The organism is Chromobacterium vaccinii (assembly GCF_001855275.1).
GTDB lineage: Bacteria > Pseudomonadota > Gammaproteobacteria > Burkholderiales > Chromobacteriaceae > Chromobacterium > Chromobacterium vaccinii.
On the sequence record NZ_CP017707.1, the window covers coordinates 1,331,779 to 1,358,275 of the forward strand.

32 protein-coding genes are annotated in these 26,497 nt (G+C 65.4%); 9 read left to right on the top strand and 23 right to left on the bottom strand.

The features are described 5' to 3' along the window. Nucleotides 1–106: 106 nt before the first annotated feature. Together BKX93_RS05980 and BKX93_RS05985 are read left to right on the top strand one after the other, a co-directional pair. Nucleotides 107–1,984 carry an NAD(P)-binding protein gene (locus BKX93_RS05980; RefSeq protein WP_070979154.1) on the top strand — a complete coding sequence of 626 codons (1,878 nt, stop codon included), beginning with the start codon at nucleotides 107–109 and terminating at the stop codon, nucleotides 1,982–1,984. Between the two features lie 13 nt (nucleotides 1,985–1,997). Then, entirely contained in the window at nucleotides 1,998–3,230 is a 1,233-nt protein-coding gene (locus BKX93_RS05985) for a cytochrome c (RefSeq protein ID WP_070979156.1), read from the top strand. A gap of 74 nt (nucleotides 3,231–3,304) precedes the next feature. On the opposite strand, the gene BKX93_RS25060 is transcribed toward BKX93_RS05985, so the two are convergent. The 7 genes from BKX93_RS25060 to BKX93_RS06015 form a co-directional block, all read right to left on the bottom strand. After that, a complete protein-coding gene (locus BKX93_RS25060; RefSeq protein WP_160298962.1) occupies nucleotides 3,305–3,457 on the bottom strand; it encodes a hypothetical protein in 153 nt (50 codons plus the stop codon). Between the two features lie 40 nt (nucleotides 3,458–3,497). Then, entirely contained in the window at nucleotides 3,498–4,133 is a 636-nt protein-coding gene (locus BKX93_RS05990) for a glutathione S-transferase family protein (RefSeq protein WP_070979158.1), read from the bottom strand. Further along, a complete protein-coding gene (locus BKX93_RS05995) occupies nucleotides 4,130–4,669 on the bottom strand; it encodes a GNAT family N-acetyltransferase (protein WP_052729391.1) in 540 nt (179 codons plus the stop codon). The genes BKX93_RS05990 and BKX93_RS05995 overlap by 4 nt, the downstream gene beginning before the upstream one ends. Further along, nucleotides 4,653–5,069, bottom strand: coding sequence for a GFA family protein (locus BKX93_RS06000; protein WP_070979160.1), 417 nt, complete (start codon nucleotides 5,067–5,069; stop codon nucleotides 4,653–4,655). Before BKX93_RS06000 ends, BKX93_RS05995 begins: the two co-directional genes overlap by 17 nt. Before the next feature lie 81 nt (nucleotides 5,070–5,150). Further along, entirely contained in the window at nucleotides 5,151–5,606 is a 456-nt protein-coding gene (locus BKX93_RS06005; RefSeq protein WP_046158321.1) for a hypothetical protein, read from the bottom strand. A 37-nt stretch (nucleotides 5,607–5,643) separates the two neighbouring features. Continuing rightward, entirely contained in the window at nucleotides 5,644–6,537 is an 894-nt protein-coding gene (locus BKX93_RS06010) for a LysR family transcriptional regulator (protein WP_046158320.1), read from the bottom strand. A gap of 154 nt (nucleotides 6,538–6,691) precedes the next feature. Further along, complete coding sequence (locus BKX93_RS06015; RefSeq protein WP_070979162.1) at nucleotides 6,692–7,477, bottom strand: enoyl-CoA hydratase; 786 nt, start codon at nucleotides 7,475–7,477, stop codon at nucleotides 6,692–6,694. Between the two features lie 353 nt (nucleotides 7,478–7,830). Between BKX93_RS06015 and BKX93_RS06020 the strand changes: the two genes are divergently transcribed. Beyond that, on the top strand, nucleotides 7,831–8,508 hold the full coding sequence (locus BKX93_RS06020; RefSeq protein ID WP_046158319.1) for a sulfite exporter TauE/SafE family protein: 678 nt from the start codon (nucleotides 7,831–7,833) through the stop codon (nucleotides 8,506–8,508). Here the strand turns inward: BKX93_RS06020 and BKX93_RS06025 are convergent. From BKX93_RS06025 to BKX93_RS06050, 6 genes are read right to left on the bottom strand one after another with little or no spacing between them, the layout of a single operon-like run. Then, entirely contained in the window at nucleotides 8,489–9,385 is an 897-nt protein-coding gene (locus tag BKX93_RS06025; RefSeq protein ID WP_070979164.1) for a metal ABC transporter substrate-binding protein, read from the bottom strand. The two genes, BKX93_RS06020 and BKX93_RS06025, sit on opposite strands and share 20 nt — an antisense overlap. An 18-nt stretch (nucleotides 9,386–9,403) precedes the next feature. Further along, a complete protein-coding gene (locus BKX93_RS06030) occupies nucleotides 9,404–10,279 on the bottom strand; it encodes a metal ABC transporter permease (protein WP_046168046.1) in 876 nt (291 codons plus the stop codon). Then, nucleotides 10,279–11,022 carry a metal ABC transporter ATP-binding protein gene (locus BKX93_RS06035; RefSeq protein ID WP_070979166.1) on the bottom strand — a complete coding sequence of 248 codons (744 nt, stop codon included), beginning with the start codon at nucleotides 11,020–11,022 and terminating at the stop codon, nucleotides 10,279–10,281. The genes BKX93_RS06030 and BKX93_RS06035 overlap by 1 nt, the downstream gene beginning before the upstream one ends. Continuing rightward, complete coding sequence (locus BKX93_RS06040; RefSeq protein ID WP_046158315.1) at nucleotides 11,019–11,204, bottom strand: hypothetical protein; 186 nt, start codon at nucleotides 11,202–11,204, stop codon at nucleotides 11,019–11,021. Before BKX93_RS06040 ends, BKX93_RS06035 begins: the two co-directional genes overlap by 4 nt. Beyond that, nucleotides 11,201–12,118: a CobW family GTP-binding protein gene (locus BKX93_RS06045; RefSeq protein WP_046158314.1), complete on the bottom strand. Its 918-nt coding sequence runs from the start codon at nucleotides 12,116–12,118 to the stop codon at nucleotides 11,201–11,203. The genes BKX93_RS06040 and BKX93_RS06045 overlap by 4 nt, the downstream gene beginning before the upstream one ends. Before the next feature lie 13 nt (nucleotides 12,119–12,131). Continuing rightward, nucleotides 12,132–12,578, bottom strand: coding sequence for a Fur family transcriptional regulator (locus BKX93_RS06050; RefSeq protein WP_342341858.1), 447 nt, complete (start codon nucleotides 12,576–12,578; stop codon nucleotides 12,132–12,134). A gap of 131 nt (nucleotides 12,579–12,709) precedes the next feature. On the opposite strand from BKX93_RS06050, the gene BKX93_RS06055 reads away from it, so the two are divergent. Further along, complete coding sequence (locus BKX93_RS06055; protein ID WP_070979168.1) at nucleotides 12,710–13,138, top strand: c-type cytochrome; 429 nt, start codon at nucleotides 12,710–12,712, stop codon at nucleotides 13,136–13,138. A 377-nt stretch (nucleotides 13,139–13,515) separates the two neighbouring features. Beyond that, nucleotides 13,516–13,956: a c-type cytochrome gene (locus BKX93_RS06060; RefSeq protein WP_046158311.1), complete on the top strand. Its 441-nt coding sequence runs from the start codon at nucleotides 13,516–13,518 to the stop codon at nucleotides 13,954–13,956. A gap of 133 nt (nucleotides 13,957–14,089) precedes the next feature. On the opposite strand, the gene BKX93_RS06065 is transcribed toward BKX93_RS06060, so the two are convergent. Together BKX93_RS06065 and BKX93_RS06070 are read right to left on the bottom strand one after the other, a co-directional pair. Next, entirely contained in the window at nucleotides 14,090–15,394 is a 1,305-nt protein-coding gene (locus BKX93_RS06065) for an ATP-binding protein (RefSeq protein WP_070979170.1), read from the bottom strand. Next, a complete protein-coding gene (locus BKX93_RS06070; RefSeq protein WP_070979172.1) occupies nucleotides 15,391–16,056 on the bottom strand; it encodes a response regulator in 666 nt (221 codons plus the stop codon). The genes BKX93_RS06065 and BKX93_RS06070 overlap by 4 nt, the downstream gene beginning before the upstream one ends. A gap of 109 nt (nucleotides 16,057–16,165) precedes the next feature. On the opposite strand from BKX93_RS06070, the gene dsbD reads away from it, so the two are divergent. The 3 genes from dsbD to dsbG are packed head-to-tail and all read left to right on the top strand — an operon-like array spanning nucleotide 16,166 to nucleotide 19,520. Further along, nucleotides 16,166–17,929, top strand: a complete 1,764-nt coding sequence (gene dsbD / locus BKX93_RS06075) for a protein-disulfide reductase DsbD (protein ID WP_222103293.1) — start codon at nucleotides 16,166–16,168, stop codon at nucleotides 17,927–17,929. Continuing rightward, nucleotides 17,926–18,762: a TlpA family protein disulfide reductase gene (locus BKX93_RS06080; RefSeq protein ID WP_222103294.1), complete on the top strand. Its 837-nt coding sequence runs from the start codon at nucleotides 17,926–17,928 to the stop codon at nucleotides 18,760–18,762. Before dsbD ends, BKX93_RS06080 begins: the two co-directional genes overlap by 4 nt. After that, entirely contained in the window at nucleotides 18,759–19,520 is a 762-nt protein-coding gene (dsbG, locus tag BKX93_RS06085) for a thiol:disulfide interchange protein DsbG (RefSeq protein WP_070979175.1), read from the top strand. The genes BKX93_RS06080 and dsbG overlap by 4 nt, the downstream gene beginning before the upstream one ends. A gap of 134 nt (nucleotides 19,521–19,654) precedes the next feature. Here the strand turns inward: dsbG and BKX93_RS06090 are convergent, their stop codons facing one another. After that, nucleotides 19,655–20,311 (bottom strand): cytochrome b/b6 domain-containing protein, encoded by a 657-nt coding sequence (locus BKX93_RS06090; protein ID WP_186009500.1) that lies wholly within the window; start codon nucleotides 20,309–20,311, stop codon nucleotides 19,655–19,657. A gap of 226 nt (nucleotides 20,312–20,537) precedes the next feature. On the opposite strand from BKX93_RS06090, the gene tyrS reads away from it, so the two are divergent. Next, a complete protein-coding gene (gene tyrS / locus BKX93_RS06095; RefSeq protein WP_070979177.1) occupies nucleotides 20,538–21,812 on the top strand; it encodes a tyrosine--tRNA ligase in 1,275 nt (424 codons plus the stop codon). 105 nt (nucleotides 21,813–21,917) lie between these two features. On the opposite strand, the gene BKX93_RS06100 is transcribed toward tyrS, so the two are convergent. From BKX93_RS06100 to radC, 7 genes are all read right to left on the bottom strand, one after another. Beyond that, entirely contained in the window at nucleotides 21,918–22,469 is a 552-nt protein-coding gene (locus BKX93_RS06100; RefSeq protein ID WP_046158305.1) for a flavin reductase family protein, read from the bottom strand. Between the two features lie 43 nt (nucleotides 22,470–22,512). Next, nucleotides 22,513–22,797 (bottom strand): hypothetical protein, encoded by a 285-nt coding sequence (locus BKX93_RS06105; RefSeq protein ID WP_052717575.1) that lies wholly within the window; start codon nucleotides 22,795–22,797, stop codon nucleotides 22,513–22,515. A gap of 209 nt (nucleotides 22,798–23,006) precedes the next feature. Then, nucleotides 23,007–24,200, bottom strand: a complete 1,194-nt coding sequence (locus tag BKX93_RS06110; RefSeq protein WP_222103295.1) for a DUF3443 domain-containing protein — start codon at nucleotides 24,198–24,200, stop codon at nucleotides 23,007–23,009. 37 nt (nucleotides 24,201–24,237) lie between these two features. After that, the gene (locus BKX93_RS06115; RefSeq protein ID WP_070979180.1) at nucleotides 24,238–24,681 is read right to left on the bottom strand and encodes a DUF2844 domain-containing protein; all 444 of its coding nucleotides are present in this window, start codon (nucleotides 24,679–24,681) and stop codon (nucleotides 24,238–24,240) included. Nucleotides 24,682–24,876: 195 nt separating this feature from the next. After that, the gene (locus BKX93_RS06120) at nucleotides 24,877–25,251 is read right to left on the bottom strand and encodes a Gfo/Idh/MocA family oxidoreductase (RefSeq protein ID WP_046158302.1); all 375 of its coding nucleotides are present in this window, start codon (nucleotides 25,249–25,251) and stop codon (nucleotides 24,877–24,879) included. 155 nt (nucleotides 25,252–25,406) lie between these two features. Continuing rightward, nucleotides 25,407–25,658, bottom strand: a complete 252-nt coding sequence (locus BKX93_RS06125; RefSeq protein WP_021475733.1) for a hypothetical protein — start codon at nucleotides 25,656–25,658, stop codon at nucleotides 25,407–25,409. A gap of 125 nt (nucleotides 25,659–25,783) precedes the next feature. Next, nucleotides 25,784–26,458, bottom strand: a complete 675-nt coding sequence (radC, locus tag BKX93_RS06130; RefSeq protein ID WP_021475734.1) for a RadC family protein — start codon at nucleotides 26,456–26,458, stop codon at nucleotides 25,784–25,786. Between the last annotated feature and the right edge of the window lie 39 nt (nucleotides 26,459–26,497).

A 26,497-nucleotide genomic window follows, 5' to 3' on the forward strand; every position in this document is an offset into this window, starting at 1 on the left:
CATTCCCGCAGCATAAAAATTAACTATATTTACAATTTGTTATAATGGAACGCCAGACAGCACGCAGAGGCTGCTGGTTTATTCCAACAACAACACAGGAAAAGCCATGTCCATTACCCGACGAGACTTCCTCAACGGTTTTGCGCTGACGGTGGCTGCCGGGCTCACTCCGCTGGAAATCCTCCGTGCCGCACCCCGACAGATCAGCGCCAGCTACTACCCGCCTTCGCTCACCGGACTGCGCGGCAACCATGACGGCTCCTTCGAGAACGCCCACAAGCTGGGCCGCGCCCACCACGCGTTCAACCTGGGCGGCGCCAAGGTGGAAGAGCAATACGACCTGGTGGTGGTAGGCGGCGGCATCAGCGGCCTCGCGGCCGCGCATTACTACCGCAAGAAGCATCCGCAAGCCAAAGTACTGATCCTGGACAACCACGACGACTTCGGCGGCCACGCCAAGCGCAACGAGTTCAAGGTCGGCAACCGCCTGATGCTGGGCTACGGCGGCACCGAATCGCTGCAATCGCCCAAGCACGTGTTCAGCAAGGAAGCGCTGGCGCTGATGAAGGAACTGACCATCGACATCGATGGCCTGGCCAGCCACTTCCACCGCAATTTCTATCCCGACCTCAAGCTGTCGCGCGGCGTGTTCTTCAATAAGGAAGACTTCGGCGTCGACAAGACCGTAGGCGGCGACCCCTATCTGCAGGTGGCGGACGACATCGATCCCAAGCGCCTGAACGCGCGCCCGATCCGCGACTTCATCAACGACTTCCCGATGTCGAAGCAGGACCGCGACGCGCTGATCGCCCTGCACACCAGCACCCGCGACTACCTGGGCGACATGCCCAAGAACAAGCGCGAAGCCTATCTGGCCAAGATCAGCTACAGCACCTACCTGTCCCGCCACGTCGGCCTGAGCGCCACCGCGATCCGCTTCTTCCAGTCGCGCAGCAACGACTTCCAGGCGGTGGGCATCGACGGCCTGCCGGCGCTGGACGCGCGCAACCTCGACCTGCCGGGCTTCCACGGCGTGGCCGGCCTCGGCAAGATCAGCGCCGAGGCGGAAGCCGAGCTGCGCGACCCGTACATCTACCACTTCCCGGACGGCAACGCGTCCATCGCCCGCCTCCTGGTGCGCAAGATGATTCCGCAGGCGGCGCCGGGCAAGGACATGAACGACATCGTGCTTGCCCGCTTCGACTACAGCAAGCTCGACCTGCCGGAAAATCCGGTGCGGCTGCGGCTGAACAGCACCGTGGTGCGCGTGGAAAACGCCAAGGGCCCGGTGGACGTCGGCTATCTGGACAAGGGCGGCAGGCTGCGCCGCGTGCAGGGCCGCCACGTGGTGATGGCCTGTTACAACATGATGATCCCGCACATCATGCCAGAGCTGGAAAACGATCAGAAGCAGGCGCTGGCGATGAACGTCAAGGCGCCGCTGGTCTACACCAAGGTGGTGCTGAAGAACTGGGACAGCTTCATGAAGCTGGGCGTGCACGAGCTGTACTGCCCGTCGATGCCGTACAGCCGCATCAAGATGGATTATCCGGTGGACATCGGCGGCTACCAGCATCCGCGCAAGCCGTCAGAGCCGATGTGCCTGCACATGGTCTACGTGCCCACCATCGCCGGCTCCAATCTGGACCCGCGCACCCAGTGGAAGATGGGCCGCGCCAAACTGCTGGCCATGCCGTTCTCCGAGCACGAGAACATGATCCGCAGCCAGCTGCAGCGCATCCTCGGCCCCGCCGGCTTCGACCACAACCGCGACATCGCGGCCATCACCGTCAACCGCTGGTCGCACGGCTATTCCTACTTCCTCAACTCGATGTACGACGACGACGAAGAGTCCAAGCGCATCATCGCCACCGCCCGCCGCCCGGCCGGCAAGGTGGCGATCGCCAACTCCGACTCCGACTGGAACCCGTACACCCACGCCGCCATCGACCAGGCATGGCGCGCCGTCAACGAGCTGAGCTAACAGGAACACCGTGATGAAACTGATGAAAACCCTGGGTCTCGCGGCCCTGCTGGCCTGTGCGGCGAACGCCGCGCTGGCGCATGTCGACACCGACGGCGTGCGCCGCGGCGCCTACCTCGCCCGCGTGTCGGACTGCATCGCCTGCCACAGCGCGCCCGGCGGCAAGGAAAACGCCGGCGGGCTGCCTATGGACACCCCGGTGGGCAAGATCTACTCCACCAACATCACGCCGGACAAGGAAACCGGCATCGGCGACTACAGCTACGAGGACTTCGCCCGCGCGCTGCGCCGCGGCGTGGCCAAGGAGGGCCACTCGCTGTACCCGGCCATGCCCTACACCTCGTTCGCCCGCATCAACGACGACGACATGCGCGACCTGTACGCCTACTTCATGCACGGCGTCGCTCCGGTGAAGCAGGCTAACCGCGACAGCGACATTCCCTGGCCGCTGTCGATGCGCTGGCCGCTGACGCTGTGGCGCTGGATGTTCCACGACGACAGTCGCTACCAGCCTGACGCCGCCAAGAACGCCGAGTGGAATCGCGGCGCCTACCTGGTGCAGGGCATGGCCCACTGCGGTACCTGCCACACCCCGCGCGGCGTCGCCTTCCAGGAAGTGGCGCTGAGCGAGAAGAAGCCCGGCTACCTGACCGGCGCGCAGCTGGCCGGCTGGTACGCCGGCAACCTGACCGGCGACGCGCGCGAAGGCCTGGGCGGCTGGTCGGCCGACGAGCTGGTGCAATACCTGCAGACCGGCCGCAACCGCTACACCGCGGCATTCGGCCCGATGGCGGAAGTGGTGCACTACAGCAGCCAGCACATCAACACCGCCGACCTGTCGGCGATCACCGTCTACCTGAAGAGCCTTCCGGGCGCGGGCGCGGCCGACGTCGCCCCGGTGCGCACCGGCGCCACGTTGTTCTTCGAGAACTGCGCCACCTGCCACCAGGCCAACGGCCAGGGGCATGACAAGGTGGTGCCGGCGCTGGCCGGCAGCTCGGCGGTGATGGCGCGCGACGCCACCTCGCTGATCCGCGTGGTGCTGGAAGGCGGCGTCAACGCCCGCACGCGCCACCTGGCCTGGGAATACAGCATGCCGGGCTACGCCCAGCAGATGAACGACCAGGAGGTGGCCGACGTGCTCACCTATATGCGCCAGAGCTGGGGCAACGCCGCCAGTCCGGTGGCTGCCGGCGACGTGGCCAAGGTGCGCGGCATCGTGGCCGACGACGCGCATCAGAAGTAATTCCATCAAGCGTCAACGACAACGCCGCCGCATTGTGAAATGCGGCGGCGTTTTATTGTGTCATCGCAGCAGGGTCAGGGCGCAGTCAGCGTGAACACATCGCCGCACTTCACCGTGTTGCCCTTGCCGTAGACGTCGAGAACGATCTGCCGCCCGGACTGCACCGCGCTGACGATGTCGCCGGTAGTGAAGCAGTAATACCAGCCGCCGCTGCGGTCGTTGATCACGCCCCAGGGACATGCAGGATATGTTATTTGACGCAGCGCATCAAAAACGGACCGGATACGCGCCATCTCCATACGGCGCAGCCCGGAACGCGTCCAGAGCCTCCGCCCGCGCGGACAGGGCGGCCAAGGCCGGATACTCATCAGCCTGCACGATGTCAGCCGTCATCCGCCTGCTGAAGTGCCAGGCGACGGCAGTGCTCAACCAGGCCTGATCAATGGCCCCGCCGCCGATGTCCGGCACGCCGGATGCCAGCTCCCGCTCCAGTTCGTCGTAAGCGGCCAGCAACTGGCTGCTGATCCGCTCCAGCCAGGGCTGGTAGCGCGCGTCTTCAGGGCGCAGCTTGCGCTCGTAGACGATCTGCACGCTCTTCTCGCAGGCCGCCAGCGCCAGCCCCGTCACCCGCAGGCTGCGCAGCAGGCGCTGCGGATCGGCCGGCAGCAGGCTGCGCCCCGGCGCGATCGACTCCGCGTACTGCAGGATCAACGTGGAGTCCATCAGCGCCGTGCCGTCGTCGCAGATCAGGGTGGGAGCCTTGACTACCGGATTGATCTCCCGGAAACGGTCGAATGCGCTGAACACCGACAAGGGATGGTGTTCGAATGGAAGGTCCAGCAACTGCAGGGAAACCGCGACGCGGCGGACATAGGGGGAATCCAGCATGCCGATCAGCTTCATGGCGCTTCTCCATCATGGGCAAAATCAGTTGAAGGCGGCCACAGCCATTGCGCCAACGGCTCGCCGTCATCGTCCAGCCTCACCTCGCCGCGGACGAAACCCAGCTTGTCCGCCACCCGCGACGACGCGGCATTATCCGGATTGATCCGCGCCAGCACCCGGCGCGCGCCGCCGCGGATGACCGCCTCCTCCAGCAACAGCCTCACGGCGGCCGCGGCAATGCCGCGTCCACGCCGCAGGGGGGCCACACCGTAGCCGATCTCCACCAGCCCCAGGCAGGGAGCTCCCTTGAAGCCGCAGGCGCCGACAATCGCGCCGCGCTCATCGATCATCGCGTAGGGCAGGCTCCAACGCTCGGCCACGCCTGACGCCAACAAACGCAATGCCCGGCTTGCCACCTCCGGCGGCGGCAAGGCGCCCTCCTCGCAGCGGCGGCCCAGGCTTGCCGGCTGCCTGCCATCGGCCAGATCGGCCAAGGCCTCGGCCGAAAAGGCTTCCAGCCGGATAAGGGGAAGGCGATCAGACGAAACGGACATCGGGGATCCAGTTGCGGGCGCGCCGCGCCAGCCTCTCCGTTTCGCTCTCGCCATCGAACGATACGTCGGCCGCATCGCCCAGCGGCAGGCCAGGCGTCTCGAAGGCGTTGACGCTGACCACGGCGCGCAAACGGCCGCCGATCTCGCTGGTGACCAGCGGCGCGGCGCCGCAATCGGAACAGATGTGGAAGTCGGCGGTACGGGTGCCGAAGCGGTAATGCGATACCCGCTGCGTATTGCGCAGCGTCACCTCCAGCCTGCCGGCGGGGGAGGCGGTCCAGACGCCGCCATGCTTGCGGCAGAAGCCGCAGCCGCAACGACGAGCGGGGATCGCCGCGCCGTCGGGCCAGTCGAGGTCGAAGGAAATATTGCCGCAGTGACAGGCGCCATGGATTCTCATCGCACGCTTTCCGCTGATGCCCATCTCCGGGCCGATGCGGTCAGCATACCATGCGCCTGCGCAAACCGCGGCGACCGCGGATCAGGATTGCCGCAGCACGCGCCTCACATCGCGGGCGGCTTTCAGCGGAATGCCGGAAAAGTTGGTGGCGGCGAAATGCCCGGCCTGCCGCGACGCGGTGGACAAGGCCGCGCCGGAAGCGCAGCCCACCTCCAGCGCCTGGCGCACCGCCGCGATCGGCGCCGCCCCGTCATCGGGCAGCTGCCGCGCGATGCTGCGTCCCATCTCGGTCCACAGCCTCTCGGCAGCCAGCATCAATCCACGCTGGATGTCGGCCTGGGCCTGCCATATCGAGGCGCCCGCCAGCAGACCGCCATCGATCCGCCGCTCCATCTCCCCTTCCGACAAGGCGAAGCTCGGCGTGATCGACGACAGCCAACAGCTGCACGCCTCCTGCTGAGCGTCCAGCCAGCGGCGCTGCCCCTGCTCCACCGCGCCGCAATATGTTTCCATCGCTCCGACTATCCATCTGGCCATGCGGCCTCCTCATTCGACGGCGCTCGCGCGCCCGGACTCACGTTTGCGGACAGGGAAGCTCCCAGACCGCCAGCAACTCGCGCAACAAGGTTTCCAGCACCGGATCGCCGGTCCGGTCGGCCGGATAGACAAACTGCAGCTCGGCGCTCTTGCGCAGGTCAGGCACCAGCCGGACGCGCCCGGCGGCCTCCCAGGCCAGCGCGTCTTCCTCGCGCACCAGAGCCGCGCCCACGCCTGCGGCCACCAGCTCCAGTATTACAGACAAGTGATCGCTCTCCGCCACCTTTTTAGGCGAGATATTGAGTTCCCGCCACAACTCGGCGGTGATCTTGGACAAGCTGGAAAACTGCGAGATGCCGACCCAGGGCAGCTTGCCAAGCTCCTTCAGCCGCCCTTCCGCCGCCTGCCCCGCCCAGGCCGGCGGCAAGGCGACGCGGAAATTCAGCATCCGCAAAGGCACGGTGCTGACGTTCATATAGGGGTTCTTGCCCAAGTAGAAGCCGGCGTCCAGCTCTTTCTTGCGCACCAGATTCAGCACATCCACCGATACGCCATGGGTGAGCTTCACCTCCAGCAGCGGGTGGGCGTCCGCCAGCGCCGCCACCCATGGCCCCAGCTTCAGGAGGTCCGGCATCAGCGTCACGCCGATGCGCGCCTGTCCCGACAGCTGGCCCTTCAGTTGCTTGGCGTGGTTGATGATGTCGCGCGCGGCGGCCAGCACGCCCTGCGCCTGCGGCAGCAACTCCTGGCCGGCCCGGGTCAGGCTGACGCCGCCGGCGCTGCGCTCGAACAACTGCATGCCCACTTCTTCCTCCAGGGCCTTGATTTGCGCGGTCACCGCCGGCTGCGACAGATGCAGCAACTCGGCCGCCTGCGTCAGGTGGCCTTGCTGGGCCACGGTGACGAAGGTGCGCAACTGGTAGATTTCCATGCTCTCCCCTGCGATGCCGGCCGCAGGCGTCCGCGGCCGAATATGCCAAATGACGACTAGGCTAACATGGCAGACGCCGCCAAAACAAAGCCGCCGGCGGCAAAACTTGCGCGCAGGCGGCTGTCGTCATATCGGCTCGCAAAGCGGCGACGGCTCAGTCGTCGTCGTCCTGCGCCCAACTGGCCGCGCGTTTGGCCAGAAAGGCGGCCACGCCCTCCAGTTGTTCCGAACCGCCCACCAGCCCCAGCGTCGCCGCGCGCTCGCGCTTCAGATGCTCGTCCAGATTGAGATTGGGGCTGTCTTCGATCAGCTTGCGCGCGGCGGCCACCGCGACCGGCCCCTGCCCCGCCACCTTGTTGGCCAGGCTGACCGCGACGATCTTGGCGAAGCCCTGATCCACTACCTCTTCGATCAGGCCTATCTTCAGCGCCTGCTCGGCCGACACCACCTCGCCGCCCAGGATGATGCGCTTGGCCCAGGACACGCCCACCTTGTCGGCCAGCGTCTTGGTGCCGCCGGCGGCGGGAATCAGACCGACCTTGGCTTCCGGCAGGCCCAGCTTGGAGCCGCGCTCGGCGATGATGTAGTCGCACACCAGCGCGCACTCCAAGCCGCCGCCCAGCGCGAATCCGTTGACGGCGGCGACAGTGACGCCGCGGTAGGCGCGTATCGCCTGCAGCGCGTTGGCGAAGGCCTGCAGCACCACATCCGCCGCGGCCTTGTCGCCAGCGGCGAACTGCTTCAAATCTGCTCCGGCGGAAAAAAACGCGTCGCCGGCGCCGGTAATCACCACCGAACGCACGTCATCATCCGCATTCAGCGCCTGCAGCGTCGCCGTCAGCTCGTTCAGGCCATCGGTCGTCAGCAGATTGGCAGGCAGGTTGGAAAGCGTGATGATGGCCGATTTGCCCAGCCGTTCAAGTGTCAGATACCTGGCCATATTGTGTTCCTCATGTATCCCCATTCCTTTTCATTGCAGCCCAGGCCGGATCGATCCGCCTTACGCGGCAATCGCTCCCATATCCCAGCCTGGCTCCGGGCTTGGACCGCGTCCGTCTTATAGACAGCGCCGCCCTTCTTGTCTCGCCCAAACCGCCATTTTCTTTGCAAACTGTACTTTTGGCCAGTAGGCGAAACAATTATCTTCAACCTTTTTTGTAGAATGACTGTTTCAACAATGCCAAAAAGAATCGAACAAACCGCCGCAAACCCCGTCGTCAAGCCAAATCGGCACGTTCAAGCCGCTACGTCATGCCCTCTGTTACCATAGAGCTTTCCTGAAGCGCTTGCGGCATGATTGAGACAAATTTCTGGATCTTGTTCCTCGCCGGCCTGCTGGGCGGCGGGCACTGCGTCGGCATGTGCGGCGGCATCGTCGCCGCGCTCACCCTGCACCAGCCGCCCGGCTACGCCCGCTGGCGGGTGCTGGCCGGCTACAATTTGGGACGCGTCGCCAGCTACGCGCTGATCGGCGCCTTGCTGGGCGGACTGGCGGCGGGCGGGCTCAGCCTGGCCTCCACCCATGCCTGGCAGCTGGGTCTGGCCTTGCTCGCCGATCTGATGCTGATCGCGATGGGCCTCTATCTGGCGGGATTCGCCCAGGCCGTGGTAGCGCTGGAAAAGCTGGGACAACCGCTTTGGCGGCGGGTGCAGCCGCTGGTGGGCCGGCTGCTGCCGGTGCGGTCGGCCGGCGGCGCGGTCGCGGTCGGCGCGGCCTGGGGCTGGCTGCCCTGCGGCCTGGTGTACAGCGCATCGATCTCGGCGCTGGCCAGCGGATCGGCCTGGAACGGCGCCGGCATGATGCTGGCCTTCGGCCTGGGCACCTTGCCCAATCTCTTGCTGATGGGCGTGTTCGCCGACGGCCTGCGGCGCTGGATGCAAAAACGCCCGGTGCGGCTGGCGGCCGGACTGGGCGTGGCGGGAATCGGCGTGTGGAAGCTTGCTCAACTCGTCAGCGGAACGATTTCATGATGGTGTCGACGTTGTAGCGCATCAGCTGCAGATAGCTGGCAGCCGGGCCGCTGGGGCCGGACAGCGCGTCGGCGTACAGCTTGCCGCCTATCCGCACCTTGGCTTCGGCCGACAGCTGCTTCAGCAGCCTGGCGTCGCTCATGTTCTCCATGAAGATCGCCGTCACCCCTTCTTTCCTCACCTGGCGCGTCAGCTGCGCGACCCCCTTGGCGGAAGCCTCGGACTCGGTGCTGACGCCCTGGATCGCCAGCACCTTCAGCTGATAGCGCTCGCCCAGATAGCCGAAGGCGTCGTGCGAGGTCAGCATCTTGCGCTTGGCGGCCGGCACCGCGGCGAACTGCTGCTTCGCCCAGTCGTCCACCGCCTTCACCTTGGCGGCGTAATCGGCCGCGCGGCGCTGGTACTCGGCCTTGCCGGCCGGATCGGCCTGGATCAGGCCGGCGCTGATGTTCTTGATATAGGTCTGCACCCGCGCCGGGTCATGCCAGGCGTGCGGATCGACGTCGCCGTGGTCATGGCCGTGATCCTCGTCGGCATGCTCCTCTTCCGGCGCCTGGCGGGTCTTGATGCCCTTGGACGCCACCACGGTCGCGCCGCGGAAGTTGGCCGCCTTGTCAAGACGCGACATCCAGCCCTCCAGGCCCAGACCGTTGGTCACCAGCACCTTGGCGGCGGATACCTTCTTGATGTCGGCCGGCGACGGCTGGAACACGTGCGCGTCCTGGTCCGGACCGACCAGCGACACCACTTCCACGCGGTCGCCGCCGATCTCGCGGGTCATGTCGGCGATGATGCTGAAACTGGCCACCACCGGCACCTTGGCCAGCACCAAGGCCGGCATGCCCAGCAGCAACAAAGCGGCTAAAGTCTTCTTCATGGGTTTTCCCCTATCGGTTCAAGATTCGAGATGCCGCGCGCGGATATAGCGGGGCAAGGCTCCGCCCACCGGCGCGAACAACAAGGACAGCAGGTAGACCACGCCGGCCAGCAGGATGATGGCGGGGCCGGATGGCAGTTCGAAGTGATAAGACAACAGCAAGCCGCCGAGGCCGCTGAGGAAGGAGATGCCCACCGCCAGCGCCAGCATGGCCTCGATGCGCTCGGTCCACAGCCGCGAGGTGATCGCCGGCAGCATCATCAAGCCCACCGCCATCAGCGTGCCCAGCGACTGGAAGCCGGCCACCAGGTTCAGCACCACCAGCATCAGGAACAGCAGATGCCACCAGGCGCCGCGCGCGCCCACCGCGCGCAGATAGACCGGGTCCAGGCTCTCCAGCAGCAGCGGCCGGTAGATGACGGCCAGCGTCAGCAGCGTCGCCGTGGCCACGCCGGACACCAGGTACAGCGCGGCGTCGTCCACCGCCAGCACCGAGCCAAACAGGATATGCATCAGATCGACATTGCTGCCGCCCTTGGACACCAACAGCACGCCCAGCGACAGCGACAGCAGGTAGAACGCCGCGAAGCTGGCATCCTCCTTGATGCTGGTGAAGCGGGTGGCGAGACCCGCCAGCAGCGCCACCAGCACGCCGGCGACGAAGCCGCCCAGGCTCATCGCCGGCAGGCTGAGGCCGGCGAACATGAAGCCGACGGCGGCGCCCGGCAGCACCGCGTGGCTCATCGCGTCGCCCATCAGGCTCATGCGCCGCATCACCAGGAACAGGCCGATGGGGCCGGAGCCCAGCGCCAGCGCCAGGCAGCCGGCCAGGGCGCGGCGCATGAAGGCGAACTCGACGAAGGGCGACACCAGAAGATCGTACAAATGTTGCATCAGGCGCTTACTCCATCCAGGCCGCAAACCGGCGCCTGGGACTGCCAATGGGCGGCGGTGTCCACCGCGCGCCGCAGATTGTCATCGTTCAATACCGCGGCGCTTTCGCCCCAGGCGATCACCTCGCGCGCCATCAGCAGCGTGTACGGAAAATGCGCCCTCACCTGCAGCGCGTCGTGCAGCACCGCGATCACGGTGCGCTTCTCGCGCCGCCACTGCGCCACCAGGCCCAGCAGGTCTTCCGTGGTCTTGGCATCCACCGCGTTGAACGGCTCGTCCAGCAGAATCAGCCTGGCGTCCTGCACCAGGATGCGGGCGAACAGCACGCGCTGGAACTGGCCGCTGGACAACGCCGCGATCGGCCGCAACGCGAAGTCGGCCAGCCCCACCTGCTCCAGCGCCTCGATCGCGCGGGCCATGCCGTCGCGCCCCACCCGGCCGAACGGCCCGCTCTGGTGCCACAGGCCGGTGCCGACCAGCTCCAGCACGCTGACCGGCATGCTGCGGTCGATCTCCGCCTGCTGCGGCAGGTAAGCGATGTCGGAGCGGCGGTGGCCGTTCAGGTCCACATGGCCGGAATCCGGCGTCAGCGCGCCTATCATCGCCTTCAGCAAGGTGCTTTTCCCGGCGCCGTTGGGCCCGAAAATCGCGGTGGCGTCGCCGTCGGCGAAGCGGCCGCTGATGTGGTGCACCGCCGGATGACGCTGGTAAGACACCGTCAGGTTGTTCAGGATGATGCTCATGCCAGCTCCCGCAATGCCCACCACACCAGCAGCCACAGGCCAGCCAGCGGCAGCAGCGTCAGCGCGACGCGCTGGCCGGCCGACATGGCCAGCAGGCTCAGCGGCGGGCGCAGATTGGAGGCGGTGACATGGCGGTGCGGCTCGTGCGCGTGGCCGTGATCGTGCGAATGCGATCCGCTCATTCCAGGCACTCCTTCAGCCAGGCTTCCACCGCGGCGGCGTCGAATTCCGGCGCGATCAGCTCGAAGCGGCTGTCGCGGCGCCAGGACACCTGGGCGGCGCCCCACTGCCCGGCCGCCCAGTTCAGCCACACCCAGCTGTCCAGCACGCGGAACACGCCCTTGGCGCGCACCAGGCCCGGCACTTTGGCGGGCAGGTCGTCGAACAGCCGCGTCAGCCGCTCGCCGTCGAAATTCAGTTCCGGCTCGAAAGTCCAGCCGGCCGATTGCCACGCGCTTGTGTTGTCAGGCAGCACCGCCGGGCGGTAGCGCGGCTTGGCCGCCAGCTCGGCGTCCAGCCAGGCGACGTCCAGCTGGCCGTCCTTCACCTCGCCGACCAGCGACTTGGGCGGAAACAGCGCCGCCGCCTGCGCGCGGAAGGCTTCCATGGTCGGGATGTCGGCGGTGTCTATCTTGTTGGCCACCAGCACGTCGGCGATGGAGATCTGGTCGCGGTACAGCGGCTGGCGGTGGTAATCGGGCTGGATGAACTGGCGCGGGTCCACCAGCGTCAGCACCGCGGCCACTTCCAGCGCCTCGCCCAAGGGCTTGGCGCGCAATTCGTCGATGACGCCGGCGGCGTGGGCCAGGCCGCTGGCTTCGATCAGCAGGCGGTCCGGCTTCTCGCGGCGCAGCAACGTGGCCACGGTGGCGGTCATCTGCGGGCCGGCGACGCAGCACAGGCAGCCGCCGGCGATCTCGGCCACCGCCAGCTCGTCGTTGAGCAAGGCGGCGCCGTCTATGCCCACTTCGCCGAATTCGTTGACGATCACCGCCCACTTCTCGTGCTGCGGGCGATTGGCGATCAGGTGGCGCAACGCGGTGGTCTTGCCCACGCCCAGAAAGCCGGTAAACAGATTGACTTTGGTCTTGTTCATGATTTCTTCAGATTCAGGCTGCACAGGACTGGCAGCGTCCGGCCAGCACCAGATTTTGCGGGCTGAGCGCGAAACCGGCGGCCTGCGCCATCTCGCGCAGCCGGGCCAAGCCGCTGGCGGCGTCCACCTCGTTGACGCGGCCGCATTGTTCGCACACCAGGATCAGGCTCTCGTGCTGGCAGTCGAAGTGCTCGCAGACGATGAAGCCGTTCAGCGCGTCCACCTTGTGCAACAGGCCGAGCTCCACCAGGAAGTCCAGCGCGCGGTAGACGGTGGGCGGCGCGGCCGAGCCGCGCTGCTGCTGCAAGTCGGCCAGCACCTGGTAGGCCTTGACCACGCCGCGGCGGTTCAGCACCAGTTCCAGCACCTGGCGGCGCAGATCGGTGAGCTTGCTGCCGCGCGCGGCGCAATGGCGCTCGGCGGCGGCGAGATAGACGGTGGGGTCCATAGGATATGGCATCAGCTGAATAATGAGCGAATGTTACTGTATAACATCACAACCATTCAACCATTTACATAATGCGGGTTTTGACGGTCCGCCCGCTGTGATAGGCTGCGGGCGTCTTTTCATGCCAAAAAAGGAAGCTTTCGATGAAAAAGATGTTAATGGCGTCGCTGGCGCTGCTGATCGCCGGCCAGGCGTTCGCCGCCGATCCGGTCAGCCAGCGCAAGGAGACGTTCAAGCAGTACAAGCCGGTGGTCGGCGAGATGGGCAAGATGGTCAAAGGCGAAATTCCTTACAACAAGGACGAATTCGCCAAGCAGGCCGCCAAGCTGGAACAGCTGTCGCAGCAACCCTGGCAATACTTCCCCGCCGGCAGCGGCGCGGGCAAGACTGACGCCAAGCCCGAAATCTGGAGCAAGCCCGCCGACTGGCAGAAAGCCATCGACAACCACAAGGCCGCCACCGCCAAGCTGAAGCAAGTGGCGCTGACCGGCGATCTGGCCGCGATCAAGGCCCAGTTCGGCGCCACCCAGCAGACCTGTAAGGCCTGCCACAAGGATTTCCGCAAGGATTGATCCGCCTGGGCCGCCCACCCGGCCCCATTTCCCGCCGTCATCGATATAATCGGCTTAGAGCCTGTTTACGATCTTTTTGTGGCATCGGCCATTTTCTGCCGGATGCAGGGCACGAAAAACGGCCCGCCGCAGTGTCATTCACTACAAGGGCCGCTTGACAAAGCCATGCGCCGACAGAGAATGGCCCCGGAGGGCAGCCCAGCCAACAGGCCAGATGCAAGGCGGAGGGCGTAGGCCTTGGTGATTCCAAGGCCTAGCCTGACAACGCGGCAGATGGCCTGTTGGCTGGGCTGTGATGCTCGCAGAAAGATCGTAAACAGGCTCTTACGGCGCGCCGCGCCGGCATTCGACAAGCATAGCCATCCATTCGAGACGCCATGAACAAGACATTGACCGCGCTGCTGCTGGCAGCGATCGCCATTCCCGCCGCCCACGCCGACACGCCGGCCGAGATCCGCAGCCAGGCCTTCAAGAAGATGCTGCTGCAATCGTTCGAGCCGATGGGCATGGCGGTGCGCGAACGCGCGCCCTACGACAAGGCGAAGTTCGAGCAGCAGGCGGAAGCGATGAAGACGCTGGCCGCGGAACCGTTCAAGCACTTCCCGGCGAACAGCATCACCGGCAAAAGCCGCGCCAAACCGGAAATCTGGAGCCAGCCGGCCAAGTTCCAGGCCGACCGCGACGTCTTCCTGAAGTCGGTGGACAACCTCGCCGCCGTCGCCAAAGCCGGCGACCTGGCCGCCATCAAGAAGGCCTACGGCCAGGTGGCGCAGAACTGCAAGACCTGTCACGACGCCTTCCGCGGCCCGGAAAAATAAGCGCCCCGCGCGACGAGAATCAAAAAGCCGGCTACGTGCCGGCTTTGTCGTTTGGATCGTTTTTGATCTGTTCAACGTTTTGGAGCGGGACAACCGCGCGCAAAACACCTTGCCCGCCGCCGCTCCGCCAACATCAATCCCGCGCCGGCAAAGTCAATATGACGCGTAAACCGCCCGCCTCTTCCGCGCGCAGCGCCAGCCGCCCGCCAAAACGCTCGACGATGGCCGCCACAATCGCCAGCCCCAGGCCGCTGCCGCCATCCGCCGACTGGCGCGCGCGCCAGAACCGCTGCGTGGCCCGGGCCATGGATTCTGCGGATAGGCCCGGGCCTTGATCGGCCACTTCAAAATGCAAACAAGCCCCTTCTCTCCAGACGCTCAGCCGCACCAGCGAGCCTGGCGGCGAATAACGCAAGGCATTGTCCAGCAAATTACGCAGCGCCGTCACCGCCAGCGCCTGCGGCAGCGCCAACTGAGCCTGCGGCGAAGGGCCGATGGCGATGCGTTCTGGTTGGCGCGGCGCGGCGTCGCGCGCCGCCAGATCCACCACCTCGCTCGCCAAGGCCACGCCGCCATCCTCCCAGTCAAACTCGCCCTCCACCCGCGCCAGGGTCAGCAGCTGACTGAGCGTGTTCTGCAATCGGTCCGCGCCGTCCTCCGCGCGCGCCAAGGCAGTCTGCGCGTCATGCCCCTGGGTGATGCGCGCCACTTGCAGATGGGTTTTGATCGCCGTCAGCGGCGTGCGCAGTTCATGCGCCGCATCGCTGGTCAAACGCCTCTCGCGCGAAAGCGCCAGAGCCATTTTCCCCAGCAAGTCGTTCAGGCTGGCGACCAAGGGCTGCAAATCGCCAGGCAAATTACGGGAGTCGACCGGCTCCAAAGCATCCGGAGCTCGGCGCGACAGCGCTTGGCGCAGGCGCTCCAGCGGCAACAGGCCCTGGCGCACGCCAAACCACAAGGCGATCAAGCTGCCGGCCAGCGCGGCGATGAAGGGCACGGCCGCGGCCCAGCGCACTGTGGCCAACAACGCGTCGCGCTCAGTCAGCCTGTCGGCGGTGGTCACCAACAGGCCATTGGCCTCCACCGTGTAACTGCGCCAATGCACGGCGCCTATCTGCTGATCGGCGTAGCCCAGCGGCAAACGGGACGCCTTCACCTCGGGCGCGCCGGGCGTGCGCAGCAAAACCTCGCCGCGCACCGAAACGATCTGGCAGGCGATGCCGGCGTGGATGCCGGTAAAGCTTGGCAACGCCCCCGCGCGCGGCGACGGCAGCTGCGCCATCAAACCGGCCACCATCTGCGCCGACATCGCCAGCCGCTGATCCAGCGTGCGGCGCAGCTGACGGTCCAGATCATGCAAGGTCCAGGCCCCCACCCCGCACCACAACAGGCTGAGCGAGACGCCGATCAAAAGCAGCAAACGCAGGCGCAAGCTCATGCGCCGGCCCGTCCGTAGCGATATCCCAAGCCGCGCACCGTCTCCACGATCTCCGGCCCCAGCTTGCGCCGCAAATGGTGGATGTGGACGTTGAGCGCATTGCTTTCGATTTCCTCGCTGTAGTCGTACAGCCGGTCTTTTAGCTGCTCCGCGCTGAGAATGCGGTCGCGCGCCTGCATCAGCGCCGCCAGCAGCGCCAGCTCGCGCCGCGCCAACGGCACCGCCCGGCCATCAAGCCAGGCCTCGCCTCGCAGCGGGTCCAGCCGCAAGGGGCCGTCTTCCATCACATCCACGCTGCGGCCGCCGGCGCGGCGCTGCAAGGCGTGCAAGCGCGCCACCAACTCGTCCAGATCAAACGGCTTGAGCAGATAATCATCCGCGCCGGCGCGCAGCCCGGCCACCCGGTCCGCCACGCCGTCGCGGGCGCTGAGCACCAAAATGGGCAATGCGATGCCTTTGGCGCGCAACCGCGCCAGCAAACGCATGCCGTCTTCATCCGGCAGGCCCAGATCCAAAATCATGGCGTCGGCGTCCAGCGTGGCCAGCGCTGCCTCCGCCTGCGCCGCCGTGCCCACGCCATCCACCACCAGACCATGGGCGCGCAAACCCGCGGTGATGCCCAGCGCGATCAGTTCATTGTCCTCCACCAGCAATACCCGCATGTCGCCCTCCTTGCCGCCAAGCTTGCACGCGGCGGATTATCCCACGGTTAACGCTGCCTTAATCCTTCGCCAGCAGGCTTCCCGGCATCCCAACCATGAGGAGATGCCGATGTTGCGCTTCATCTGGAGCCTGCTCCTGCTCGCGTTGTCGTGGGCCGCGCCCGCCGGCGCGCAAACCGATTTTCTGTCGCCGGAGCAAGCATTCCGCCTTAGCGTGGCCGAGCTGGGCGACGGCCAGGTCGAGCTGAGCTGGGACATCAGCGACGGCTACTATCTGTACCGCAAGAACATCAAAGTGGAAGCCCTGCCGACCGGCGACGCGCCTTCGCTGGAAATGCCGGCGGGCCAAATCATTTCCGACGAATTCTTCGGCGAATCGGAAGTGTACTTCAAACGCCTGGAAGCGCTGGCGCAAGCCAAGCAAGCGCGCCAGCTGCGCATAGGCTGGCAAGGCTGCGCCAAGGCCGGCCTGTGCTACCCGCCGCAAAGCCGCGTGGTCACGCTGCAAAACGGCGCGCCGCCAGCCGGGGCCGAAGCGGATATCGCCACGGATGCCGCCGCGAGCGCGCAAGGCGAAGACCAGGCGTTGGCCGGCCGGCTGGCGCAAGCGGGCATCGCCTGGGCGCTGCTGGCCTTCTTCGGCCTGGGCCTGCTGATGGCCTTCACCCCCTGCGTGCTGCCGATGGTGCCGATACTCAGCAGCCTGATCGTCGGCAGCGGCGCCAGCGCCAGGCGCGGCTTCGTGCTGGCGCTGGCCTTCGTCCTGCCGATGGCGCTGACCTACGCCGCCCTGGGCGCGGCCGCCGCCGCCATGGGGTCCAATCTGCAAGCCGCCTTGCAAACCCCATGGGCGCTGAGCCTGTTCGCCGGCTTGTTCGTCCTGTTGGCGCTGGCGATGTTCGGCGCCTACGAATTGCAGCTGCCCGCCTTCCTGCGCGACCGCCTCAATCAAGCCAGCCAGCGCCAGCAAGGCGGCACGATTGGCGGCGCGGCCGGCATGGGCGTGTTGTCGGCCTTGCTGGTGGGCCCATGCATGACCGCGCCGCTAGCCGGCGCCCTGCTGTACATCAGCGAAAGCGGCGATACGCTCAAAGGCAGCCTGGCGCTGCTGGCCATGGGCCTGGGCATGGGCGCCCCCCTGCTGGCGGTGGGCGCGCTGGGGCCCGAGCTGCTGCCGCGCCCCGGCTTGTGGATGAACCGGGTCAAGGCTGCTTTCGGCTTTGCGCTGCTGGCAATGGCCATCTGGTTCCTGGCGCGGGTGCTGCCCGCCGCCGCCGCATTGGCCTTGTCCGGCGCGTGGCTGTTCGCCGTGGCGGCGGGACTGTTCCGCATCAGCCACCCCTGGCAAGCCAGCGGCCGGCAATGGCTGCTGCGCGGCAGCGCCATCTTGCTGGGGCTGTGGTCTGCCGCCATGCTGCTGGGCGCGGCCGCCGGGCAAGGCAATCCGCTGCAACCCCTGGCCTTCTCCTTGTCAGCCAGCGCCGGCGCGCCGGCCTCGGCGATGGATGCCTTTGCCACGCTGCGCAGCCCCGCCGCCTTGCAGCGGGAACTGGACGCCGCCCGCGCCAACGGTCAATGGACGCTGGTGGACTACTACGCCGACTGGTGCGTGGCGTGCAAGGAAATCGAGCATGAAGTGTTTGGCGACGCCCGCGTGCAGCAAGCCTTGGCCGGCATGCGCCTGCTGCGCCCGGACGTCACCGCCGCCAGCGACGACAGCAGCCAACTGATGGCCTCGCGCCAGGTGCTGGGGCCTCCCACCCTGCTGCTGATCGGCCCAGACGGCAAAGAGCGCCGCGCGCAACGCATCATCGGCAAGTTAAGCGCCGATGCATTCCTCGCCCGCCTGAAACAGGCCAAAGAACAAGGATGACCATGCTGAGCTTCCACTTAGGCCCGCTGGCCATTCCCGCCGCAGCAGCGCTGCTCGGCGGCGCGCTGCTGGCCGCCCATGCCGCAGGCTGGCTGGCCGGCCGCCGCCACGGCGTCAGCGTGGCCAGCCATCTCAACGACCTGCTGCTGTGGGGAGCGCTGGCCGCGCGGCTGGGCTTCGTCGCCATCTGGTTCGAACAATACCGGGCGCAACCCTGGAGCATGCTGGACCTGCGCGACGGCGGCTTTTCGCTGTGGGCCGGCGCGCTGGGTGCCTTGGCCTTGGCGCTATGGCGCGGCTGGGCGCAGCCCGCCCTGCGCCAGCCGCTCACGGCGGCGCTGCTGGCCGGCGGGCTGGTTTGGGCCTCCGCCCAGGCTTGGCTCGCGCGGGAGGAAGCGCAGCCGCTCTCCGGCCAAACCCTGCGCAGCCTATCCGGCGCGCCCGTGACGCTGCCAGCCTTGGCGCAGGGCCATCCCGCGGTGGTGAATCTATGGGCCAGCTGGTGCCCGCCATGCCGCCGTGAAATGCCGCTCTTGCAGGCCGCCCAGCAAAACGAGCCGGCCATCCGCTTTGTCTTCGCCAATCAAGGCGAAGACAAAGCTACGGTCAGCCAATACCTGCAAGCGGAAGGGCTGCGGCTGGAGCATGTGCTGCTCGACCCAAGCGGCGCGCTGGGCGCGGAATACGGCTCCGCCGCGCTGCCCACCACCCTGTTTTTCAATGCGCAAGGCCGCCTGGCCGCCACCCACTTGGGCGAACTCTCCGCCGCCACGCTGGCCAGCAAGCTGGCCGCGCTGCGCGACGCGCCCCATTCAGCAAAGGACACTCCATGACCACTCCATGCCGAAACTGGCTGCTGCCGCTATTGGCCCTGCCATTCAGCCTGCCAGCGCTCGCCGCCCCGGCCAGCCCCTTGCCAGCGCCGCTGCATGCGCTGGAGCAGCAAGGCTATGAAATCCTGGACCGCTTCTCCGCCCCCGGCGGGATGACCGGCTACGCCGCGCTCTACCTGAGCCGGCCGCAAACCATCTACCTCACCGCCGACGGCAAGCAGGCCATTGTCGGCGCCATGCTGGATAGCAAGGGGCAAGCCTGGAATCAGGCCGGCTTGGACAAACAGTTCAGTCAAGCGCTGTGGCAACAGCTGGAAGGCAGTTTCTGGATCGCCGATGGAGACAGCAAGGCGCCGCGCGTGCTCTACGCCTTCACCGACCCCAACTGCCCTTACTGCAACAAGTTCTGGAACGATGCCCGCCCCTGGGTCAAAGCCGGGAAAGTGCAAATCCGCCATATCATGGTGGGCATCATCAAACCGGACAGCCCCGGCAAGGCGGCGGCCATTCTGGGCGACAGCAACCCGGCCGCCGCTTTCGACCGCCACGAGCGGCAACACGCCAGCGGCGGCGTCAAACCATTAACCGCTATTCCGCCAGCCGTTCAGGCCAAGCTGGACAGCAATCATCGACTGATGGAGCGCTTCGGCGCGTTCGCCACGCCCATGATTTTCTTCAAGGACGACAAGGAGAAAATGCAGAAGGTGCAAGGCGCGCCGCCTGCCAGCAGCCTGCGGCGAATCCTGGGGCCCCGCTGACAAGCTAGAATACAACGGCGGCGCGCAGCAAAGCCGGCGCGCCGCCGCGATGGCAGCCTCATGCCGTTTACCTGACAATCGGCACGCAAGCGAAAACCGTTTTCAACGACACGCCGCAGACTATGGGCTGGCCCCTACCGCAGCAGCGCGAAATACAGGCCGCCGGCCGACAGTAACAGCGCCGCCAAAGCCAGCGCGCCGTGCGCGAAACGCAAGCTCGGCTTTTCTCCGGCCATTTTCTTGTAGCCGGTGAGCATCGGCCCCACCAGATTCTGCTTCTTCACCACCCGGTAGACGACGATGGCGGCGATATGCAGCGCCACCAAGCCCAACAAGCCGTTGAACAGCAGCTTGTGCGCGCCGGTGGCGGATTCCGCTAGGCCGCTGTCGATGTGCTTGGCCAGCGGGCCGTCGTACAGATAACTGTCCACATCGGCGGCGAACAAGCCGGTCAGCACCTGCGCGGCCAGCGCCAGCAGCATCGCCACCACCATCCAGCCGCCCAGCGGATTGTGGCCCGGCGCTTCGCGCTCCGGTAACTCGCCCTTCAGATAGCGCAGGATGGCTTTCGGACCGCGCACGAAACTGGAAAAGCGCGCGGTCTGGCTGCCGATCACGCCCCAGATCAGACGGAACACCAGCAGCGACGCCAGCGCGACGCCGCAATAGATATGGTATTGCAGCCATTCGCCGCCCTGCTCGGCGCAGTACCACATGGCGCAGAACAATCCCACCAGCGTCCAGTGGAACAAACGAGTGGGAACATCCCATACCTTGACCTGCTGCGACATCGATTTTTCCTTTTCTGATTTCCCGCCCGACATTTTGCCGCAATGCGGCATCTGGGCAAACCCGCCCATGCTATGGGTATGGCTATTCTACGCCCGGAAGCGCAATTCGCTCCATTTTCGGTTAAGATGGACGTTTTTCCCGGCGACGCGAAGCGGCGTCGGAACCGCATCCCCTGACGGCCCCGCAACGGGCCGTTGTTTTCTACCGTGTTGGAGACCCAGTCAAATGACGCAAACCGCCCTTCTTCAGGATCTGGAGGCCCGCGGCCTCATCGCGCAAACCACCGACATGGCCGCGCTGCAAGAACTGCTGAACAAGGAATCGGTTACGCTTTATTGCGGCTTCGACCCGACCGCGGACAGCCTGCACCTCGGCCACCTGGTCCCGGTTCTCATGCTCAAGCGCTTCCAGCAGGCCGGCCACCGGCCGGTGGCGCTGGTGGGCGGCGCCACCGGCATGATCGGCGACCCGAGCTTCAAGGCCACCGAACGCAAACTGAACACCCCGGACATCATCGAAGGCTGGGTGGATAAAATCCGCAAGCAGGTGGAGCCCTTCCTGTCCTTCGAAGGCGGCAACGCCGCCATCATGGCCAACAACTACGACTGGTTCGGCCAGATGGGCGCTCTGGAGTTCCTGCGCGACATCGGCAAGCATTTCTCGGTCAACGCCATGATCAAGAAGGAAGCGGTGCAACAGCGCATCGCCCGCGAAGACCAGGGCATCTCTTTCACCGAATTCTCCTACAGCCTGCTGCAGGGCTATGACTTCGCCGAACTGTATCGCCGCCACGGCTGCAAGCTGCAGATCGGCGGCTCCGACCAGTGGGGCAACATCACCGCCGGCACCGACCTGACCCGCCGCATCCATCAGACCCAGGTATACGGCCTGACGCTGCCCTTGATCACCAAGGCTGACGGCACCAAGTTCGGCAAGAGCGAAGGCAACGCGGTCTGGCTGGACGCGAGCAAAACCTCGCCTTACGCCTTCTACCAGTTCTGGCTTTCCACCGCCGACGCCGACGTGTACAAGTTCCTGCGCTACTTCACCTTCCTGTCCGTGGACGAGATCGCCACGATCGAGGAGGCCGACAAGACCCGCGAGGGCAAGCCGGAAGGCCAACGCATCCTGGCCGAGCAAGTGACCGCGCTGGTGCATGGCAAGGCCGCGCTGGAAGCGGCGCAGCGCATCACCCACAGCCTGTTCAGCAACGATCTGTCCAGCCTGACCGCCGATGACTTCGCCCAGCTGGCGCAGGACGGCCTGCCGACCATCCGCCTGGACAAGAGCGCCAGCGGCCTGATCGACGCGCTGGCCGCCGGCGGCCTGGCCAAGTCCAAGAGCGAGGCGCGCACCTTCATCCAGAGCGGCGCGGTCAGCGTCAACGGCATCAAGGTGGACAGCCTGGAGCACGCCATCGGCGACGGCGAGCGCCTGTTCGGCCAATACTCGCTGCTCAAGCGCGGCAAGAAGCTGTATGCGCTGGTGGACTGGCAGTAAGCGCCGCGACGCCAACAAAAAAGCCCGCCATGAAGGCGGGCTTTTTTTATCGGATCACAACCACGGCGCTTGGCGCCTGTTTGCGATCATAAGCGGGTTCTTTTCTTATACGCTGAACGCCTCGCCAGTGGCGAAGAAAGCGCCGCCCGCGATGTAATGCAGGCTGCGCTTGGCGTCATCGGCGAAATGCCAACGGCCATCGCTGTAAACTTCGCTGTCGGCCTGGGCCGCGACGACTTCGCCGATGAACAGATCGTACTGCTGCTGGTTATGCGGCTCCTGCACCACCCTGCATTCCAGGTAAGCGATGCAGCCGGCCACCCGCGGCGCGCCCACTTTCAGCCCAGGCATCGGCTCCAGCCCGCTGGACGCGAACTTGTCCTGCCCGTGGCCGCTCTCGCTGCCGACCTGCACCACCTGCGCCGCCTGAGCGCGGCACGGGATGTTGAGCACGAATTCGCCGCTGGCCTCGATCAGCTCGCGGGTATAGGTGGACTTGTCCACCACCACCAGCACCTTGGGAGGATCGAAATCCAGCGGCATCGCCCAGGCCGCCGCCATCACATTGAGCCTGCCGCCCGCCGCGCTGCTCACCAGCACCGTCGGCCCGTGGTTCAACAATCGATAGGATTTGGCCAGTTCCACATCCGCCAGCATGGTCGTCTCCGTCGCGCAAAGACGACCATTCTAACAGCAAGCGTCAGCCGGCCGGGACGTCCAGATGGCACAGCTGAAGCTGCAGGCCGTGGTCGCGCGCCAGAATGGACTCGACCAGCTTGCTGCGCGCGGCGATGTGATGATCGGCGTGCCAATCCTTCAATAGCGCCATGCCCAGCTCAAAATAGGACTGCTCGATCCCGCACAGCCGCCTCAGGTCGAACGGCTGCCCCAGTTGCAAGCCGGCGACCATTTGCAGCAACACCTCCACCTGTTCCGGCTCTTCGCTCTGATCCAGCAACTGGCGTATCTTCTTCGCCGCGTTCACGCTTGTTCCGAAATAAAAATGACATGGAAATGTAGCATGGAACGAATGCTGGCTTAACTGATATTTCGTGCTGCCCATATAACAAAAAAAGGCCCGGAATGTTCCGGGCCTGTTTGCCATTATCCTCAAGCACAAAGACAGAGGAGATGTCATCGTGATGACGATTGCGTTATAGATCAGATATTGTTGCGCCGCAAGATCGGACTAGCTCAGAAAATATACATAGGTCCGGATCCCAAGGAATTGCTGCCGCCGACAAAACCGATGAACACGCTGCGCCCATAGAAGAACGGCAGGCCCCAGTCGAATTGAGTGGACAATGAGCCCGAGGCCGGCGCCGCAATGCCGGGCATGGCCGCATTGTTGCTGCTCGTCAGATACTGCGCGCTGATCACGCTGAAGTTGATCGTGCTGCTGCTGGAGCCGCTGGACAGCACCGCGCTCAGATTCTGCTGCGAGGACGGGCAAAACCAAGTCGAACTGTATACCGTACAAGTGCTTATGCCGTTATCCGGGAAGAACAGGATATTGGAGCCGCTATCGATGAAACTGGAATAGCTGACGCCCTTGTAACTGGTGTTGATGGTAAAACCGGCGTTGGCGGCGGGGAAGGCCTGCGCTCCGCCTGGAATCGCATTGTTCGACTGCGTGCCGATGCCGAAGATCAGCGAGCCCGTCGCCGTCGCCGTCCCGGTCACAGGCACGCTGGGCAGCTGCAGCAATACGCCATTGTTATCGCCGCTGAACGCCGCCACCGGATTCGCCACCTGCTGCGAAACAGGCACCGCGCCGCCCACGCAACTCGACGCGCCCGCGCACAGGTAATACACGCTGTTCAGCGAGCTGTTCGCGCAATTGCCGCCACAGTCCTGCAAAGCCTGGCTGACGCCGATGATCCCATTCGCCCCAAGGCCTGTGAGGCTGCCGGCATTGGTGCCTCGCGATGCGCAGCCGCTCGGAATCGTGGTGTAAACCGGGTCCGATATCACCTGCATCGGCAACGAGCTCGCCACCTTGCCCGCCATTTTGACGTCGGCCAGCTTGACCGCGCCCCAGGTGATGCTGGTGACAAACTGCATGCACTCCACTACCTGGCGGCTACTCACCTGCTGGCTGCCCAGCCCGGCAAGCAGCGGGGCGCTCAAAGCCGACGCCAGTATCCGCAAGCCGGTGGAGCCGGTGTCGACGAGGACGTGATCTATGGTCTGGCAATTGCTGGTGCTGCCCGGCGCGCACACGGTGACCGAGACATAAGGAATGTTGAACGCCCCCTGCACGCCGCTTGGCCCCGAGTCCACCGTCATCGCCACGCTATTGGCGGAAGTGCTGCCGCCATTGCCGCCGTTGGACAGATTGTCTCCCCCCCCGCCGCCGCCGCCACCGCAGGCGCTCAACAACAGCATCAGGCATATCGATATCATTCTGCGCATCGTTTCGCCCTCATTTCAGCTGGTCAACGGTCACGCCCGCCGGCAACAGCGCGCTGTCGCAAGCAAAGCCGGAAAATGCTCCCAGCCTGCCGCGGGACTGCACCACAAAGCCGCCGGCCTGCCCTTGCAGCGCATTCAGTCCTCGACGATTGGACTGCTGGGCTTGGCGGAAAGCGGGAAAGTAATCGCCCAGCAACTGCTGCAGGTCCGGCAGCGTCGGTCCGCTCCAGGTCACGGCGAAAACGGTGCCGTCGCCGGCGACATACTGGCGTATCACCCTTCCCGCCGCATCCTGATCCTGCACCACGCGATAGGGCGCGCCGATGGCTGCCGCCGTCAATTGACGGCCCGCCACCGGTGTGGGAGACGATAAATCGATGCGCTGCCCAAGGGCGGCGAAGGCGAGTCCGGGCAGCAATAGCAGCAGCCAGGCGGATGAAGATGGCTTGATCATTTAATTCCCCTTGCACGGCAATGAAGGATAGCCCGCGGCGCCATACCGCGCGGACTACACTCTCAGCATACAAGAACGCGGCCTCGCCGGAACCGCCGACCGGAGAATAAAAAAGCGGGAGGCGCAAGCCTCCCGCATCCCCTCGTGCAGCTCTCCCTTATCGCTGGGACAGCCTCACATTCCAAACATTCCAGATCAATAGCTTAGCTCGTCATGCCTGGTTTCCACCCAGCGGCCGGCGCCCAGCGACAGCATCAGCAAGGCGACCCGCTCGTGCACGATCACGGTATGGGTGTTGCCGGAAAACTGCATGTAGCGGCGCAGATCTTCCCTTACCTTGCGGGACCCGGTGACGTCGATGATGATGTCGACGCGCTCGCCCTGCTCGGCGATCTCGATGAAATTATCGGTCACCGGCACGCCGCGCTCCTTGGCCAGCAGAATGCCCGGCAACCGCAGATCCAGATCCGCCACGCCGACCAGATCGACGAACGACGCATCCAGCAACTGCTTCAGCAAAGGCGTGCCTGTCTCCCCCACTCCCACCATGCCTATCCTGAACTTTTGCATACGCGCTCCACGCTCCCGATTTATGACTGGCAAATAACAGCCGCCACTCTAGAACATCGCGCCCGTGCCGGAGTTGAGGCAGGTCAAACCACGGCCGCCAAACGAAATGGCCCGGCGTCGGCCGGGCCATAGGGGAAGAATGCGGAGACGAAACGTCAATGCAGATTCTGCTGCGACAGGAAACGGAGATAGCCCAGGCCTTCCAGCCAGAACCCTCCGTCGGCCAGCGGCGTGGCGTCGGTCAGGTCGGCCACGGTCAGCACCAGCTCCTGGCCATCCAGCGTGGCTTCCAGCACCACGTCGTCGTCGTCCGAAAACTCTTCTGAAACCGTGTGGAAGTCCGGCTTGACGAACTGGTTGTTGACCTGAATGTAATCCGATTCATTCAGCAAACGCAGGATGTTCATGACGACCTCCTTATGATGCGGTGGAGAACAAAGGTCAAGCAAACAGTTATTGTTCGCGGGCCCCGTCATCGGGGGCGGCACTGTCAAACCGCCATCGCATCAAGCCCCGCGCGCTCACGCGCCTGCTACAGCCAACCACGCTCGGCGAACGACTCCGCGTGCCCGCCGGTCACGACAAAATGGTCAAGTAACCTGATATCGACCAGTTCCAGCGCCCGCTTGAGCGTGTCGGTCAGCACCCGGTCGGCGCTGGACGGCTCGCTGACGCCTGACGGGTGATTATGCGCGATAATCAGCGCCGCCGCATTGTGCCGCAACGCCCGCCGCAACACTTCGCGCGGATACACCCGGGTCTCGGTCAAGGTTCCCTTGAACACTTCTTCGACTTCGATCAGCCGGTTTTGTGCCGACAGAAAAATCACAACAAATGTTTCAACCTCCCGCCTGCCTATGCTCAGTCTCAGATAATCCCTCACCTGCTGCGGGCTGGACAGCGCGTCGCCCAGTTTCAGCTGCTCCGACAGCGCCCGCCGCGCCAGCTCGGTGCAGGCCATCAATTGCGCGTATTTCGCCTCGCCCAGGCCCTGCTTGGCCTTGAACGCGGGCAGCGGCGCGGCCAGCAGCGCCGAGAGGGAGCCGAATTCCTGCAACAGCCGCCGCGCCAGCTCCACCGCGTTGACGCCCTTGATGCCGGTGCGCAGGAAGATGGCCAGCAATTCGGAATCGTTAAGCGTCGCGGCGCCCTGGGACAACAGCTTCTCCCGCGGACGCTCGGACTCGGGCCAACTGGCGATGGACATCTCGCATCCTCCTTCTGGCTATAGCATTGTTTGTGGGGT